General features: G+C 38.9%; 20 protein-coding genes. 9 read left to right on the forward strand and 11 right to left on the reverse strand.

Annotated features, from left to right (window positions below; genetic code table 11):
- Position 1: 1 nt before the first annotated feature.
- A complete protein-coding gene (gene secA / locus K6D58_RS10960) occupies positions 2 to 2791 on the forward strand; it encodes a preprotein translocase subunit SecA (protein WP_296830607.1) in 2790 nt (929 codons plus the stop codon).
- A 110-nt stretch (positions 2792 to 2901) separates the two neighbouring features.
- Here secA and lepB read toward each other — a convergent pair whose 3' ends face one another.
- Positions 2902 to 4752, reverse strand: a complete 1851-nt coding sequence (gene lepB, locus K6D58_RS10965; RefSeq protein WP_296830609.1) for a signal peptidase I — start codon at positions 4750 to 4752, stop codon at positions 2902 to 2904.
- Between the two features lie 46 nt (positions 4753 to 4798).
- Here lepB and K6D58_RS10970 point away from each other — a divergent pair, with 46 nt between their 5' ends.
- Positions 4799 to 5143, forward strand: coding sequence for an Hpt domain-containing protein (locus K6D58_RS10970; RefSeq protein ID WP_296830611.1), 345 nt, complete (start codon positions 4799 to 4801; stop codon positions 5141 to 5143).
- A gap of 13 nt (positions 5144 to 5156) precedes the next feature.
- Positions 5157 to 5936 carry a class I SAM-dependent methyltransferase gene (locus tag K6D58_RS10975; RefSeq protein WP_296830613.1) on the forward strand — a complete coding sequence of 260 codons (780 nt, stop codon included), beginning with the start codon at positions 5157 to 5159 and terminating at the stop codon, positions 5934 to 5936.
- Here the strand turns inward: K6D58_RS10975 and K6D58_RS10980 are convergent.
- On the reverse strand, positions 5909 to 6688 hold the full coding sequence (locus tag K6D58_RS10980) for a TatD family hydrolase (RefSeq protein WP_296830615.1): 780 nt from the start codon (positions 6686 to 6688) through the stop codon (positions 5909 to 5911). The two genes, K6D58_RS10975 and K6D58_RS10980, sit on opposite strands and share 28 nt — an antisense overlap.
- A 50-nt stretch (positions 6689 to 6738) precedes the next feature.
- Between K6D58_RS10980 and K6D58_RS10985 the strand changes: the two genes are divergently transcribed.
- Positions 6739 to 6957, forward strand: a complete 219-nt coding sequence (locus K6D58_RS10985; protein WP_296830617.1) for a hypothetical protein — start codon at positions 6739 to 6741, stop codon at positions 6955 to 6957.
- 7 nt (positions 6958 to 6964) lie between these two features.
- On the opposite strand, the gene miaA is transcribed toward K6D58_RS10985, so the two are convergent.
- From miaA to K6D58_RS11015, 6 genes are all read right to left on the reverse strand, one after another.
- Positions 6965 to 7945, reverse strand: coding sequence for a tRNA (adenosine(37)-N6)-dimethylallyltransferase MiaA (miaA, locus tag K6D58_RS10990; RefSeq protein WP_296830619.1), 981 nt, complete (start codon positions 7943 to 7945; stop codon positions 6965 to 6967).
- Complete coding sequence (locus tag K6D58_RS10995; protein WP_296830621.1) at positions 7930 to 9183, reverse strand: class I SAM-dependent rRNA methyltransferase; 1254 nt, start codon at positions 9181 to 9183, stop codon at positions 7930 to 7932. Before K6D58_RS10995 ends, miaA begins: the two co-directional genes overlap by 16 nt.
- 342 nt (positions 9184 to 9525) lie before the next feature.
- Positions 9526 to 9789 carry a hypothetical protein gene (locus tag K6D58_RS11000; protein ID WP_296830622.1) on the reverse strand — a complete coding sequence of 88 codons (264 nt, stop codon included), beginning with the start codon at positions 9787 to 9789 and terminating at the stop codon, positions 9526 to 9528.
- A complete protein-coding gene (locus K6D58_RS11005; protein WP_296830624.1) occupies positions 9773 to 9997 on the reverse strand; it encodes a hypothetical protein in 225 nt (74 codons plus the stop codon). The genes K6D58_RS11000 and K6D58_RS11005 overlap by 17 nt, the downstream gene beginning before the upstream one ends.
- A 1-nt stretch (position 9998) precedes the next feature.
- Positions 9999 to 10424, reverse strand: a complete 426-nt coding sequence (locus tag K6D58_RS11010; protein WP_296830625.1) for a hypothetical protein — start codon at positions 10422 to 10424, stop codon at positions 9999 to 10001.
- Positions 10421 to 10711 carry an SH3 domain-containing protein gene (locus K6D58_RS11015; protein ID WP_296830627.1) on the reverse strand — a complete coding sequence of 97 codons (291 nt, stop codon included), beginning with the start codon at positions 10709 to 10711 and terminating at the stop codon, positions 10421 to 10423. Before K6D58_RS11015 ends, K6D58_RS11010 begins: the two co-directional genes overlap by 4 nt.
- Before the next feature lie 83 nt (positions 10712 to 10794).
- On the opposite strand from K6D58_RS11015, the gene K6D58_RS11020 reads away from it, so the two are divergent.
- The 4 genes from K6D58_RS11020 (at position 10795) to K6D58_RS11995 (ending at position 12368) form a co-directional block, all read left to right on the forward strand.
- Positions 10795 to 11394: a recombinase family protein gene (locus K6D58_RS11020; RefSeq protein ID WP_296830629.1), complete on the forward strand. Its 600-nt coding sequence runs from the start codon at positions 10795 to 10797 to the stop codon at positions 11392 to 11394.
- Complete coding sequence (locus tag K6D58_RS11985) at positions 11342 to 11656, forward strand: gp53-like domain-containing protein (protein ID WP_486389764.1); 315 nt, start codon at positions 11342 to 11344, stop codon at positions 11654 to 11656. Before K6D58_RS11020 ends, K6D58_RS11985 begins: the two co-directional genes overlap by 53 nt.
- Positions 11657 to 11674: 18 nt before the next feature.
- Complete coding sequence (locus tag K6D58_RS11990; protein WP_486389766.1) at positions 11675 to 11908, forward strand: gp53-like domain-containing protein; 234 nt, start codon at positions 11675 to 11677, stop codon at positions 11906 to 11908.
- A gap of 244 nt (positions 11909 to 12152) precedes the next feature.
- Positions 12153 to 12368, forward strand: a complete 216-nt coding sequence (locus K6D58_RS11995) for a hypothetical protein (protein WP_486389765.1) — start codon at positions 12153 to 12155, stop codon at positions 12366 to 12368.
- Here the strand turns inward: K6D58_RS11995 and K6D58_RS11025 are convergent.
- Entirely contained in the window at positions 12365 to 13678 is a 1314-nt protein-coding gene (locus tag K6D58_RS11025) for a hypothetical protein (RefSeq protein WP_296830631.1), read from the reverse strand. The genes K6D58_RS11995 and K6D58_RS11025 overlap by 4 nt on opposite strands.
- Before the next feature lie 9 nt (positions 13679 to 13687).
- A complete protein-coding gene (locus K6D58_RS11030; RefSeq protein ID WP_296830633.1) occupies positions 13688 to 14038 on the reverse strand; it encodes a hypothetical protein in 351 nt (116 codons plus the stop codon).
- Between the two features lie 54 nt (positions 14039 to 14092).
- Here K6D58_RS11030 and K6D58_RS11035 point away from each other — a divergent pair, with 54 nt between their 5' ends.
- Positions 14093 to 14440, forward strand: coding sequence for a YjcQ family protein (locus K6D58_RS11035; protein ID WP_296830635.1), 348 nt, complete (start codon positions 14093 to 14095; stop codon positions 14438 to 14440).
- Between the two features lie 32 nt (positions 14441 to 14472).
- On the opposite strand, the gene K6D58_RS11040 is transcribed toward K6D58_RS11035, so the two are convergent.
- Positions 14473 to 14676 carry a plasmid mobilization protein gene (locus K6D58_RS11040; protein ID WP_296830637.1) on the reverse strand — a complete coding sequence of 68 codons (204 nt, stop codon included), beginning with the start codon at positions 14674 to 14676 and terminating at the stop codon, positions 14473 to 14475.
- Between the last annotated feature and the right edge of the window lie 84 nt (positions 14677 to 14760).

Genomic DNA, 14760 nt, shown 5'->3' on the forward strand with positions numbered 1-14760 from the left:
TATGTTTGATAAGTTACTTACACTGATTTTCGGTTCACAGAATGAACGTGACGTTAAAGCACTCAGACCGGTAGTTGCAAAAATTGAAGAAAGAGAAAGCTGGGCTAAAGCTTTTACAGATGAAGACTTTCCTAAGCAGACTCAGGTATTTAAAGATCGTCTTGCAAAAGGTGAAACCCTTGATGATATTCTTGTAGATGCATTTGCACTGGCAAGGGAAGCAGCCCGCCGTGTACTTGGTGAAAGGGCATATCCATGTCAGCTTATGGGTTCTCTTGTACTTAATTCAGGCCGCATTACAGAAATGAAAACCGGTGAAGGTAAGACACTTATGTGTGTTTGTGCCGCATACCTTAATTCCCTTAGTGGTAAAGGTGTTCATATAGTAACTGTCAACGATTACCTTGCTGAACGCGACAGCCAGTGGATGGGTCGTGTTTACCGCTTTTTAGGTCAGACTGTAGGCTGTATCCTCAGCAATATGGATTACGAAGCAAGAAAAGCTGCCTATAACTGTGACCTTACTTACGGAACAAATAACGAACTTGGTTTTGACTACCTTCGTGACAATATGCAGGTAGATGCCAGCCGTAAAGTACAGAGGGGCTTTAACTTCTGTATCGTAGACGAAATCGACTCAATCCTTATCGACGAAGCCCGTACTCCTCTTATTATTTCAGGACAGGGTGAAGATGATACATATAAATATCACGAAGTAGATAAATATGTAGACCAGTTTGAAGAAATGGAAAAGGATCCTAAAACAAAGGATTACCCTGATGAAGTTCAGATGCTGCCGGAAGAAAGGGCTGCCCTTAAGGGAGATTACAAGATTGATGAAAAATCAAAGCGTATTTCCTTTACAGACAAGGGTATGAACAAAATCAATGACATTCTTCACAGTCATAAACTTATTGCAGAAAATACCAGTGTATTTGATGAAGAAAACTTTGAATACGTACATTACTTTACCCAGGCCCTCCGTGCTCACGTCCTTTATCATGAAGACGTTGACTATGTAGTTCGTGACGGACAGGTTCAGATTGTAGATGAATTTACAGGCCGTATTCTTGAAGGAAGACGCTACGGTGACGGACTTCACCAGGCTATAGAAGCAAAAGAAGGCCTTAAGATTGCCCAGCGCAACAGAACCCTTGCAACCATTACCTTCCAGAACTTCTTCCGCATGTATGACAAACTTTCCGGAATGACCGGTACAGCTCAGACAGAAGCAGTTGAATTCAGCAGGATTTATGAACTTGACGTTGTTGCAATTCCAACAAACAAACCTGTTGCCCGTATAGACGAAAACGATGAAGTTTACCTTAATGAAGACGCAAAGTGGAATGCCATCGTAAAAGAAATTGATGAAGCCCATAAAAAAGGACAGCCAGTTCTTGTCGGTACAATTTCCGTAGAAAAATCAGAACATCTTTCTGCCCTTCTTACAAGAAAGGGTATCCGTCATGAAGTACTTAATGCAAAGAATCACGCCCGTGAAGCCCTTATTATTGCAGAAGCCGGTGCAAAAGGTGCCGTTACAGTTGCAACAAACATGGCAGGTCGTGGTACAGACATTAAGCTTGGCGGTTCTCCGGAAATGAGGGCCAGAAAACGTGCAGGTACAGAAGCCAGCCAGGAAGAATTTGATGCAGCACTTGCAATAGAAAAAGAACAATGGCTTAAGGACTATGAAGAAGTAAAGAACCTTGGTGGACTTTATGTAATCGGTTCAGAACGCCATGAATCCCGCCGTATTGATAACCAGCTCAGGGGACGTTCAGGACGTCAGGGTGACCCTGGAAGAAGTAAATTCTACATTTCTATGGACGACGACCTTATGAGACTTTTCGGTGGTGAACGCATGAAGAAAATCATGGCAGGCATCGGTATGCAGGCAGATGAGCCGATTAACCACCCATGGCTTAACAAATCAATTGCCCGTGCCCAGCATAAGGTAGAAGAACGTAACTTTGAAATCCGTAAGAACCTTCTTGACTACGATGACGTACTTAACAAGCAGCGTTCATTTATTTACGAACAGAGGGATGAACTTCTTCTTGATGATGACCTTAGCACAAGAGTAATGAACAATGCCAGGGATAAGGTTTCAGAAATCTTTGACATTTATGATGCAGAAAGCAGGTCTTCAAAAGATGGTTCTGCAGAAAGAACCCTTGCAGAAAACATTAAGAACACCTTTGGGCTTGAACTTACAGAGGGTGACCTTACAGAAGAAAGAGTTGTTGCAGCCCTTCAGAACGATATTACACAGAAAGAAATGCTGGTTGGAAAACCTAACCTTAACATGTTTATCCGCTATCAGTATGTTCAGCGTATTGATAAACAGTGGCTTGACCAGCTTGAATACCTTGATTCCCTCAGGGAAGCCGTACACCTTCGTTCATACGGAAGCAAAAACCCTCTTACTGAATACAAAATTGATGGCTTTAATCAGTTTGATGCAATGCTTGATAATATTCGTGATTCAGTTACAAGCAGGATCTTTAAGGTAAAGGTACAGATTCAGCCGGCAGGAGTTCAGAGACAGGCTCCAAAAACCATTCAGAACATGAATGCAGAACACAAGGAAGCTCAGTCAGCAATTTCACCACAGAATGCATTTAATGCCCGTGATGCAAGAACTCAGGCTTCTAATGGTGCAATGAAATCAGGCAGACAGGGACAGAGTGTTACAGTTATGAGAAGCCTTCCAAAAGTTGGAAGAAATGATCCTTGTCCATGTGGCAGCGGTAAAAAATACAAGAACTGCCACGGAAGAAATGCATAAAAAAGATACTTAAGTAATTAAGCAAAAAACAGGCCCCTGAAAGTAAAGTTTGTTTACTTTCAGGGGCCTGTTTATTATCTAAAGAATTATTTTCAACCTTTATAAATTATTTATTTCCGCAGGGATTTTCCAGGAAAGCCTATTCTGTTCAGAGGCCAGAACCTGAAACTTGCTTTTCCAAGAATCTTATTACGGCTTACATACTGAGGACTGAGGTTTGAACAATAGCGGATGGAATAATCATCATATTCAGTAAGGGCTTTTTCTGTAATTTCATAACTGTGCCTCATATCAAGGGAATTGTATCTGTTATCACCCATCATAAAATAACAGTTTTCCGGTATATAGGAATGATGACCTTCCCTATCATCAGCCGGGAAAAGCCCCATATTTCTCTGATCCATCCTTACTATATAATTACAAAGCTTCTCCAGAACCCTCATATTTTCCGTAAGGACACTTACATTACCGTCAAGGCGGGCAAGCATTATTCTTCCTGTAGTAAGTTTAACCATAACATTAAGGCGAAGAAGAGAATCTGTATAAAGGTTTTCGCCAATTAAAGAAGGTCCCTCAAGAATAAGATTCCCTTCCTCATCAGTTTCCTTATATGTATGAAGGGAAGTAAGGTCTTTATGCCAGTTGTTCATATATTCATCAAACCAGGCACTGCCCCCTTCTATCTGCCTTAGTTTTATTACAAGGCTGGATAAACTTGAATTATCAAAGAAAGTATTAATCAAAAGCTCTTCAGAAGGAATAAGGTCTTTTATATCCTTATCTGTATCCCCTCCCTTTGCATGCTGAGCAAACTGACGGGAAAGGCTCATACATTCAAGGGCGGCACTTTCCAGATCAAGCTTTTTCCTCATTGACTCAACTTCTTCAGTCATAAGCATAAGGGAATTCTCTATTTCTACGGCATCAGAAAGACTTATACCTGAAGTTGCAAGGTCATTTTTAGTAATTCCCGAAACAGGAAACTTTTCTATTTTTAATTTACCGCTATTTATATTATAAAGAGACTTGTCTGCTGTTACATTCCAGCAGGCATAGGAAGAATCCCCTGAAGCTTTAAAGCTTTCGCCCTTTTTTCTTGTATAAAGTTCACCATCAACCAGCATAAGCTGTTCACCAGGAATCCCTGTAACTCTTTTTACCAGAGGATCAGCCTTCAGGTCTCCGTTTTCATCAGTATTAATATTTACCAGGGTAAGGGTGCACATATACACAAACTGGCTCAAAAATGTCTTAACTTCACTTTTACGGTCGTCTGAATAATGGGGATTTCTGAAAACAACAATATCTCCCCTGTCATAACTTTCAATATGAGGAAGCCCTGCCCTGCTTAAAGGAAATTTTGGACCAGCAAGAGTTTTAAAAACTATAACCCTGTCCTTTACAAGAAAAGCCGGAACCATACTTTCTGAAGGTATTTCATATAACTGAAAGAGAAATATATTAATAAGGACAATTGTAAATACAGCCTGAATAAGGGCATCAATCCATTCAAGAATCTCAAAACCAATACGCCTTATTCCTGCAGGTTTTACATCCGGATGTTCTTCATGATACTGGGCCCAGGATGAATCTAACTTCCATACCCTTTTATCTGAAATCAAAAAAAGTACCATAAAAGAAAGAACTGTAAGGGCTGTCCATACAATAGCAGAAAGGTAATCCTGAACTAAAGGAACAGCATGATTTCCTGCCCTTAAAAGTACAAATGCAGTAATAAAAACAAAAGGCTGGTACTGAAAAAACCTTCTTACCACATTTATCATGGCAGGATTACAATCCTTAATAAGCTTTTTATATGAAAAAATATAAAGTAAACCTGTAAAAAGAAGTGACAAAGGAAGAGCAGTCAGGGAAACATCAGCATGTAAAGGAAAACAAAGTAAAGAAAAAACACAGCTTAAAGCCATGTTTATAACAACATAAAGTCTTAGTTTTTGCATAAAAATAATTATAGCAACTTTTCCAGTCTTGTACTACACTTGTATCATGATGGAAATACTTGATATAGATGCAGGACTTGAATACGCAGGTGGAGAGGCAGAGTTTTTTATTGAACTTGCCAGGGCTTTTATTGACGACAATCCACCATCAATGGAAAAACTTATTTCCCTGGAAAAAGAAGACAGCCTTAAAGCAGCCTCTTATGTCCACTATTATAAGGGAGCAGCAAGGCAGCTGGCAGCAAAAAAATTAAGTTCCATCGGACAGGATCTCGAAGATATTCTCCGCAAAAAGAAAGAAGGCTCCACAGAAGAACTTAACAGCCTTTTTATAAACTGCCATAAAGAAACTGTAGAAGCATTAAAGGCTGCAGTAAAAAAATTACAGTAACAAGGTAACTCCGATGACCTCACTTGAAAAATACTACAACAAATTTAACGAAGACCACAGGCTTACAACCCGTCATGGTCAGGTTGAATTTCAGGTTACCATGCACAATCTCAATCAGCTTCTTTCTTTACTAAAAAAGGAAGGCATTAATCCCCGGATTGCAGATATTGGAGCAGGAACAGGAAGATACAGCATAGAATTAAGCCGTCAGGGCTATGATGTAACGGCAGTTGAACTTGTTAAGCGCAATCTGGACAAGATTCTGGCAAAGCATGAAAAAGTTAAATGCTGGCAGGGAGATGCAAGAAATCTATCTTTTCTGGAAGACGAAAAATTTGATGTAACCCTGATGTTTGGTCCCCTTTACCATCTTCACGGAGAAGAAAAGCTTAAAGCACTTTTAGAAGCAAAAAGAATCACAAAAAAAGGCGGCATCATATTATGCGCCCATCTTCTTAATGAATACGCCGTACTGACTTATGGTTTTATTCAGGCAAATATAATTGAATGTATGGAAAAAGGCAGTATTTCTTCTGACTTTGTATGCCGGGATGATGAAAATGAACTTTACAGTTATGTTTCCCTTTCCCAGATAGAAAAACTTTACCGGCAGGCAGAACTTGAAAGGCTGATGATTTTTTCTCCAGACGGACCTTCAGATTTTATGAGAAAAGAACTGAATGCCATGGATGACAAAACCTTCCATACCTTTATTGAATATCAGAAAAAAAACTGTCTCCGGCCGGAACTTTTAGGTGCATCATCTCATGTTGTTGATGTACTTAAAAAATAGGCCTGATTAAAATTATTTTTTATAAGACAGCAAAGTTCTTCTTCCTTAAGCTCTAAAATCTCACCAGCCTTTTTATAAACTTCACTTATATCAGTGACAGGAGTAAAAGCCTGCTTTTTTAATGTCATAAAAGGGGCATCTGTCTCAAGGAGAATCCTTTTTTTATCCAGCTGTAAAAGGCATTCTGCATTTTTACGACTGCCCCTTAAAAGATTTTTTCCAAAAGAAAAATAAGCATTTATCCCGTTATTTATCAGGGACAAAGCTTCATTTATTCCAAAAGCAAAACCATGAAAAATACAGGAAGGTAATTTTGCCAGCAGCTTTTTATAATAAAAAAGAGCCTCTAAAGCCTTTCTGTCATGAATCACCATAGGACGTTGATATTTAACGGCCAGTTCAAGACAGGAAGAAAAAGAAGAATGCTGTTCCCTTTCTGTCCTCCGGTATTCTTCCGAATAAAAATCAAAACCGCACTCTCCCACTGCCCTTATTTGATTTGCAGCAAGAAGTTCCTCAAGAAAACCCAGATTTACAGAAAGAGGATTCTGGGGATGAAGGCCAAAAGCCTCATATATTTTAAATGAAGGAGAAGAGAGTTTTTCTGCCTTTTCATGTTGAAGGATAAACTCATCCCTGCTATGGGCACAGGTCATTCCTGAATAAATATAATTTTCCGGCAGATTAACAGGTCCTGCTTCAAGAGAAGGAATAAGATGAAAATGAGCGTCAAAAAATAAATGTCTAAACAATTTTTTTTATTCTCCGACAATTAAAGTAACATGTTTTAAGGAGTATGCAAATGGAAAATTACACATTAAAGAGCATCGGCAAATCAACTGACTACATGACAATTATTCGTGAAACTGAAGAAGGCTACGCAGTACGTATTGTACGTGACAAAGACGGCTATAATGAAATTACAAATGATTTTATTTCCAAAGCTTTATTTGAAAGCTGCCTCAGGACCGGCTATATTGAAAAAATAGCCAATCCTGAAGAAGTAGCCCTGGGAGCATAAGCAAAAATCAGGATATTCCTGCTTTGCCAAGGATTTCAAGGGCCTTACCAAACCTGATTTCTTTATCAGGGTCTTTCGGGAGCCAGTTTATGGTAACGCCCTTCTTTTCCATTCCCCTGAACCAGGTCTCCTGTCTTTTTGCAAACTGACAGATAGCATGGTAAAGGCTTTCAGTCATTTCTTCTACTGAAGATATTTTACCCTGTAAATAATCACTTATATAGCGGTATTCAAGACCTAACTTATCAAGACGTTCCCAGGAGTAACCCTTCTGGTGCAGACCTTGAACTTCATCAATCATACCGGAGTCCATACGCTGCTGAAGGCGGATTTTAATATTCTGCCTCATTACAGGACGTTCAAGACTTGTTCCAATAACTAAGATATTAAGGTCAGGTCTGGCAGGTAATTCTTTTCTAAGCTCAGCACATTCAGGGCTTCTCATAAAAGTTTCTATTTCAATAGCCCTTACAATTCTTTCCCTTATTAAAAGATCACTTTTATTATGCAGATCAGGTTTTAAAGAAAGAAGAATCTGTCCCAGTTCTTCAATTGATTTTTTTTCAAGTTCTGCCCTTAATTCCTTATTTTCTTCTACAGGAACAAAATCATAGCCCCTTATTATGGAATCCACATACATACCGGTTCCACCGCAGACAAAGGCCATTTTTTTTTCTGAATTAAGCTTACGGAAAAGATTATAAAAATCCCTCTGAAAATTAAATACATTGTATTCGCTGTCCAGAGTCGTTACATCTATAAGATGATAAGGGATTTCTTTTTTATAGTCCCTGCCCTGACAATCTTTTTTTACAATTGAATATTCAGAAAGATCCTTTCCGCTTCCTAAATCAAGCCCTTTATAAACCTGACGGCAATCTGCAGAAATAATTTCCCAGTTAAAATAATCCGCCAGTTTTACGGCAAGAGAAGTTTTTCCTACGGCAGTTGGTCCAAGAAGGACAACACAGTTTACAGAACCCTGCATATGGCACACTTAAGGTATTCGCTTTTAGGATAGCCTGCAAGAACAGGATGATCTGGAGCAGCCCCTCTTTTCTGTAAAATCTGAACTTTCTTATGACTGTCTTTCGCAGCATGCATTACCATGTTGTAAAAATTATTTTCATCAAAATAATGAGAACAGGAACAGGTAATTAAAATTCCACCTTCATTCAAAAGCCTCATGGCCCTGAGGTTAATTTCTTTATATCCACCGTAAGCTTTCTGAATAAGTTTTGCACTCTTAGTAAAGGCAGGAGGATCAAGAATGATTACATCAAATTTCTCGCCGGAAGCTTCATACTCTTTAAGCAGGTCAAATACATCTGCACATACAGCTTTCATTTTTTTACCGGCATCATTAAGAGTAATATTACGGTTAACCATATCAACAGCTTCCTGGGAAATGTCAACACTGGTAACTTCCCTTGCACCGGCCTTAAAGGCATTAAGACCAAAAGCTCCTGTGTGGGTAAAGGTATCAAGGACTTTCTTTCCCTTACAGTAACGGGCAGCCTCCCTACGATTGAATTTCTGATCAAGGAAATAACCTGTTTTTTGTCCTCTGGCAATATCAACTTCAAGGAAGATTCCGTTTTCCTGAATCTTAATAACTTCACTGCCAGCCCTTCCTATCCAGCCTGCTTTTTCTTCAAGACCTTCTTTCTGGCGGATGGAAGCATCACTTCTTTCGTAAATCGCATATGGTTTTACCCCTTCTTCAAGGGCATCAAGCAATTCTTTTCTAAACACTTCACATGCAAGGGCAAGAAACTGTACTACAAGGTAAACTTTTCCTTCTGTATAAAAGCGCTCAACTATAAGTCCCGGAATTAAATCTGCTTCACCAAAAATAAGCCTGTAGCTGTCGCTTTCATCAAAATTAATCCTGCGGATATTAAGGGCATCCAGAACCTTTTTCTTCCAGTATTCTGCTGGATTTTCCATTATTTTATCTGCATGGTCACCGCCAATCATGCGTACAGTAATTTTAGATGTGCGGTTAATAACTCCTGAACCTAAAAATCCACCGGCCGAGGCATATACCTCTACAACACTACCATCCTTTACCTTACAGTCCTTTAATGACGAGGTTTTAACAGCCCTGGCATCAAAATCAAAATATTTTACTGAGTTAATTTCATTATCATAAACCCAGGGAAACCCCTGAGAAATTTCTACTTCTTCCTTTGCTTTAAGGAAAACACGTGTTACTTCATTCATCATAATACTCCATGTTTTTTCAGAATCAAAAGTATAAAGGGAATAGGAATTAAACTCAATAAGACATTTTTCCCTTCACCATCTGGAATCTCCCTGAACTTTCAGAGATAGAGGCATAAAAAAACACCCTGAATCAATGACTCAAGGTGTTCTCTATGACACTTGCCTGGCTCGAACAGGCGACCCTCTGCTTAGAAGGATTCCAAAATTTTCACAATTGAAGCGATTAAACGTAATTATAAAAAGGCTTTTGATTTATGTCAAATTCCTCAGTTAGAAAAATAGGCAAGAAGAACTCCTGCACCTGCACCAACTAAGAACCCACCAATCCCAAACAGAACTTTATTTTGAAAGTTTTTGTTCTCTGATTCTTTCAAGTATATCTGCGTTTCTTTCAGTGAGCTCTGTAAGTTCCTGATTGATGTCTCCTGCTGCTCTATTACATTCAGCTGTTCTTTCAGCTTCTGTCTCTGCTGTGCTAAGAGATTCTCCATTTCCAGAAGTTGTCCTTCTGTTACAAAATATTTTTCTTCCGAGGATAAATCCAAGGACAGACAGAACGCCAGCAACAATGCCAGCAATAAACGCTTTAACATTTTTCCACATCTCCATTATCTCCGAATCTAATAAGCTTGATTTTATCAAGCCAGAGTGACACATAAGTCGGGCACCATATTGCAACCATTGCGGCTGCAGACTCCACAATGTCCTTAATTGTAATATCAATAATTTTGCAAGATTTTAAGATTGTAAGTACTGCAATCCAGACAGTAGCTCCGATCATTGCAACAAGGGAAAGTTTTTTTGCTTTCATTTCAGGCAGCCTCTTTAATATAAATGATTCTTGCCTCTACTGGAGTGCCAAGAGCGACACTCTGAGAGTAGTCAAGGGAGTTGAAATAGATCTTTCCATAATGAACAAGAACCCAATGATTGTTTTTTCCATAGCGGAAATTAACAGCCACAAATTCATATTCTTTTATGTCATCAAGAGACGTAATTATTTTTTTTGTTACTCTTGCTGCAACAAGAGGATTTATAAAATGGATTAATTTGTCAGCATCAAGCACATGAAATTCTTTATCCACCAAGAATACATCCTCAGCCTGAACAATTCTTTTAATAAGGAATAAGTCTCTTTCTTTTTCGGAACCTCCGTAACCTTCTGTAGCGGCGCGCCCGTAACAAAAAGCAAGGCAGGCTGTTGCACCTAATTGTTTACACAAACTTTGGACTTTCATTTTTTTTCCTCCACATCCAGCTTTGTTTCAACCCTTACGAGCGATTTTTGTATCTCTGTAAGGGTTGCCATAATCGCAGTAATACTCGAATCTGTTGCGATCCGTTCCTGTTCTATCTTCTCCTGCATGAGTGCATGGTCCCGGCAGAACTTATCTGTTTTCTCCTTTACGTTCTGCTCCAGGTGTTCAAGACGTGCCGTCAATTTTGCCCCCTTCCACACTAAGACTAAGACAGGAAGTATATACACGATAGTTCCTATAAGGTCCTTCAAGAATTCTGCGCTCATTCATTTATTTCCTTTGTATTATTTTCTTTTACAGTCAAAATCGGTATGATTTAAAAAAAATAATTTCAAAATAATAAATACAAATGATTTACGGCTACATAAGAGTGTCTACGGACACGCAAACATCAAAAAATCAAAAACTTGTAATACGCGAATATTGCAAGAGAAAGCGGCTGCATCACATACAATGGGTGGATGAAACAGTATCAGGTACTAAAAAACCGGAAAAAAGAAAGCTGGGAAAACTTCTGGCAGAAGTAAAGGCAGATGATGTTGTAATTGTTACAGAATTGTCACGTCTTGGCAGGTCTCTGATTATGATAATGAACATCTTGCAGACTTTTATCGATAAGGGTGTAAAGGTAAAGGCAATAAAAGAGGGCTTTGAGTGTGATGATACAATCGTATCCAAAGTGCTAATCTTTGCTTTTGGACTCAGTGCAGAAATAGAAAGACAGCTCCTGTCTGAGCGCACAAAAATGGGCCTTGCAAGGGCAAGAAAAGAAGGAAAGCAGATAGGTCGCCTGCCGGGACAGAGACCGACAAGGTACAAGCTGACACCGTATAAGCGAAAAATAAAACAGTGGCTCCTTGAGGGAAGAAGTAAGCTGTCGATTGCTAAGGAACTGCATGTGCAATGGACCACACTTAACACTTTTATCCGGCGGCAGAAATTACTTTGAACAGAGGGACGGTAGAATTCATCAATGGGGAAAAGATACTTCTTTGTATACTTCAAACAGAAGTGTAGAGATTACTTTACCTATTGTTTACGCTTCTGCTAACAGTATTTATGTCACACCGATAACAACATCCACAGATACAACTAAAGCTGGATACATTGCAGTTTATGATGGCGGTACATCAAGTTTCACCGCTACTTATGGAGAATACTACAAAGCGACTTCTACGGAGGGTTTTTATTGGCAGTCTTATGGTTATTAGAATCATTCGGACGGAAGAATTGAACAGTGGAAAAATGAAACTTCAACGATAGGAGATAATAAAACTGTAACATATACTTTTCCTATTTCATTCAGCAATACAGATTATTTCGTGAATATTCAGAACATAAACACTGCCACATTTTCTTGTTACAACATTTACGAAAAATACAACGATTCTATTAAAATACATCACCAAGGCAATGGCTCTACTGCGAGTGGTTTATATTCTGCTAGATATATTGGTTATTGATGGACGGCAAAATCGAACACAACGGATATATTCAAATTGGAACAAATACTTCTACTTTAGTTTCAGTAACTTTCCCAATTACATATTCAAATACACCTCATCTTGCTTCTAGTTTAAGAACAAGTTCTCTTGATTCAGGCAGTAGAACTATGTTTCAAGTAACAGCTCTTTCTGAAAATGGGTTCACCGTCTTTGCTAATTCGTCAGCAACTTTTGGTTGCGAATACATTGTTAGCGGATATTGATGGACGGCTTTATTAAGCAATGGGGAACAAACACAGTTGAAACTTACACATTACCCATTGCTTATAATACTGCATTGCAAGTAGTTTCCTCACCGAATATCAACACTAACGATTCTATGTGGTATAGCAATGCGTACCGCATAAACGGGACAAGCTTAACAACAATTATTAAAAAGCAAACGTACTCGATGAACTGGGAAACAATGGGTTATTAATAGCCCACACAATAAAAGGCAACTTCTGCATTGCGGATTTCGCTTGAGTGGTTATCAGAAATTTTGAAGCTTGAAGTTGTTTTGTTGTAAATCTTTACAGTGCCGGAATAGCTACTTGTGGACGTATCAGAATCGCTACCAAGCACTGCAGGGACGTAACTGTAAGTAATCGGATAGGTAATAGTGGCACCTGATGTCCAGCTACAGCTTTGTCTTATCCATTGTTCGATTTTGCCGTCCGCATAAACTGCATAACTTATTGCTTCGGAATTGTAGCTGATCAGAACAGGATTTCCCATGATAAGCCAGTATGAGCCCGTGTATATCAATTCTAAAGTTGTATAAGGCTGCCAGTACATTAAAACCCCGTTTACTTTCTTTGGTGCAATTGCAGAAATCTTGCCATTTTTAGCAGAATATATTTTCTTTGCTCCCGTTCCATTAACGTTGAGAGTCGGAGTATAGGAAGTGCTGGTTGAATTAGCATAAGCATAGCAGGCATGTGTAAAAGTAATCTTTACAACAGATCCGGGCATCAATTTAAAGCCTGACTGTGCAGCCGTAAAGGCATAAGGATGTGTAACTGTTCCTGCAGATGTAATTGCAGTTGCAGTCATTGAATATCTTGTCCGTGCTGCAATCGTTACGGATGAAGAAAGAGTTATAGTCCTCTGTGATTCTCCGTTGCAGTATACGGTATATGTTCCTGCTGCAAGAGTTTTGGAAGAACTACTCGGGTTAAAAAAATATACAGTTCCAGAAGAAACCGGACTTGCATTTTTACTCATTAGATAAATGGAACTTCCTGAAGTTGTATTTGTATAATCTAAAATAAAATAAATTGCATTTGCTTCCGTATCAAAATATGAAGAGCCTTGAGAATTGAGCGTTCCGTTAATATTTGCCGTAATAACTTTGTTCTGCAGTGCATTTGTTCGGGAAGAAGAAAGTGTTGAATCCTTAGCATTATCCACGAACCATTCTGTACCGTCATAGATTAAGGTAACGAATTCTCCTGCAAGCCATGCCCCGGAACCGACAGCCGTTGTTCCATACTCTCTAATGTACACTCCGCTTGAAACTGTAGTTCCGTCTGATGTCTGTAAAGTAACAGTCGGAGAAGATGCAGTGTTTTCATACGTAAACTTTACCCGCATTGTAAAGCCTGCGGTAAGCGTTACATGGGAGCAGTTAAGAATGACGACTTTTTCAGCAGTTGCAGATGCGGTTGCACATGTACCGTAGCAGTCGGCTCTCATTCTGTTTGAATACTCAGCAAGAATGCTTTTTAATCCTGTATATGTTTCCATTAAAATCTCCTAGAATATTTCTTCAAAATCTGAATCAGTAAGAACCAGAGATCCCGGCAAGTCCTGCTGCATCTGTTCCAGGGCTTCATTCATATCATTGCGGATTCCTGTTACAGCTGTTTCTATCTGAGTATCTACATCATCCTGAAAATCAGACATGCTTTGTGAAACTTCAGACCGGATGTCAGAACCGACAGAATCAGATATGACACTGATGAGACTTGAGATTTTTAATTTATAATCACAGTTGAGATTCCCGATATCGTGCTGGATCAGAAGAATATCATCATCCTGAATATTCGCTGCAGTAAGTTCCGGATTACCGTCAATCCTTAAAAGAGTTATTGTCTTTGAATCCATACCTCTACAGTCATGACTGTAACATTTATGACAATAACTACCGATAAAATAATCATGAAAACTACATTCGGTATAATGAACAGGATTCTGAAAGGAATTGATTCTCAGATGGATTCAGATTTTTTTGATGCATCCGTTTTAACAGCTGAAAAATATGGAATTACAAAAAACAGGTTTGCCAGAATTCTTAAAATGCTATCTGATGCACGTTACATTGAAGGTGTAGAAGTCATAGATGAAGGGGAACCGGATGAATTTGATGAAACACCGTATACCCGTTTTAAAATCATCATCGGAGAAGTTTTCCTTACATTCAAGGGAATGGAATTTCTTGCACAGAATACTGTTACTGCACAGACATTTTCAATGCTGAAGAAAATACGCGAAATTGCTCCGTTATAAAAAACACCCGTCATTTCTGACGGGCAAGGATATTAAAGTTTTTTAACACCTTCTAAAAATAAATCAGTTAAACTTAACCCTAGTTCTTCTGCCTTTCCTTTCAGGAACGCAAGTTCCGCTTCCGTTACACGGATGCCGATGTTACGGGAGCGTTTTTCTGCTTCCGGCTTAAAGTTTCTTGCTCCTCCCCAGTTGGAAGAATAAGACTTTCCTTCTTCTTTTTTTGCTCCAGGCATTTTAGAAACCTCCTTGAATAACAAAAAATGCTCCCAGAATAACAATAAATGCTGCAAGATAAAAAAAAGTTCTTTTCATTTGCG

Source organism: Treponema sp., assembly GCF_024696245.1.
Lineage (GTDB): Bacteria > Spirochaetota > Spirochaetia > Treponematales > Treponemataceae > Treponema_D.

What these genes read in the sequence shown, in the direction of transcription:
- K6D58_RS11000 (WP_296830622.1), bottom strand. Translation starts at nt 9,789, where the DNA reads ATGTGGAAAAATGTTAAAGCGTTTATTGCTGGCATTGTTGCTGGCGTT.
- secA (WP_296830607.1), top strand. Translation starts at nt 2, where the DNA reads ATGTTTGATAAGTTACTTACACTGATTTTCGGTTCACAGAATGAACGT.
- K6D58_RS10985 (WP_296830617.1), top strand. Translation starts at nt 6,739, where the DNA reads ATGGAAAATTACACATTAAAGAGCATCGGCAAATCAACTGACTACATG.
- K6D58_RS10975 (WP_296830613.1), top strand. Translation starts at nt 5,157, where the DNA reads ATGACCTCACTTGAAAAATACTACAACAAATTTAACGAAGACCACAGG.
- K6D58_RS10995 (WP_296830621.1), bottom strand. Translation starts at nt 9,183, where the DNA reads ATGAATGAAGTAACACGTGTTTTCCTTAAAGCAAAGGAAGAAGTAGAA.
- lepB (WP_296830609.1), bottom strand. Translation starts at nt 4,752, where the DNA reads ATGCAAAAACTAAGACTTTATGTTGTTATAAACATGGCTTTAAGCTGT.
- K6D58_RS11040 (WP_296830637.1), bottom strand. Translation starts at nt 14,676, where the DNA reads ATGCCTGGAGCAAAAAAAGAAGAAGGAAAGTCTTATTCTTCCAACTGG.
- K6D58_RS11030 (WP_296830633.1), bottom strand. Translation starts at nt 14,038, where the DNA reads ATGGATTCAAAGACAATAACTCTTTTAAGGATTGACGGTAATCCGGAA.
- K6D58_RS11015 (WP_296830627.1), bottom strand. Translation starts at nt 10,711, where the DNA reads ATGAGCGCAGAATTCTTGAAGGACCTTATAGGAACTATCGTGTATATA.
- K6D58_RS11005 (WP_296830624.1), bottom strand. Translation starts at nt 9,997, where the DNA reads ATGAAAGCAAAAAAACTTTCCCTTGTTGCAATGATCGGAGCTACTGTC.
- K6D58_RS10970 (WP_296830611.1), top strand. Translation starts at nt 4,799, where the DNA reads ATGATGGAAATACTTGATATAGATGCAGGACTTGAATACGCAGGTGGA.
- K6D58_RS11010 (WP_296830625.1), bottom strand. Translation starts at nt 10,424, where the DNA reads ATGAAAGTCCAAAGTTTGTGTAAACAATTAGGTGCAACAGCCTGCCTT.
- K6D58_RS11985 (WP_486389764.1), top strand. Translation starts at nt 11,342, where the DNA reads ATGTGCAATGGACCACACTTAACACTTTTATCCGGCGGCAGAAATTAC.
- miaA (WP_296830619.1), bottom strand. Translation starts at nt 7,945, where the DNA reads ATGCAGGGTTCTGTAAACTGTGTTGTCCTTCTTGGACCAACTGCCGTA.
- K6D58_RS11025 (WP_296830631.1), bottom strand. Translation starts at nt 13,678, where the DNA reads ATGGAAACATATACAGGATTAAAAAGCATTCTTGCTGAGTATTCAAAC.
- K6D58_RS11035 (WP_296830635.1), top strand. Translation starts at nt 14,093, where the DNA reads ATGAAAACTACATTCGGTATAATGAACAGGATTCTGAAAGGAATTGAT.
- K6D58_RS11995 (WP_486389765.1), top strand. Translation starts at nt 12,153, where the DNA reads ATGGACGGCTTTATTAAGCAATGGGGAACAAACACAGTTGAAACTTAC.
- K6D58_RS11020 (WP_296830629.1), top strand. Translation starts at nt 10,795, where the DNA reads ATGATTTACGGCTACATAAGAGTGTCTACGGACACGCAAACATCAAAA.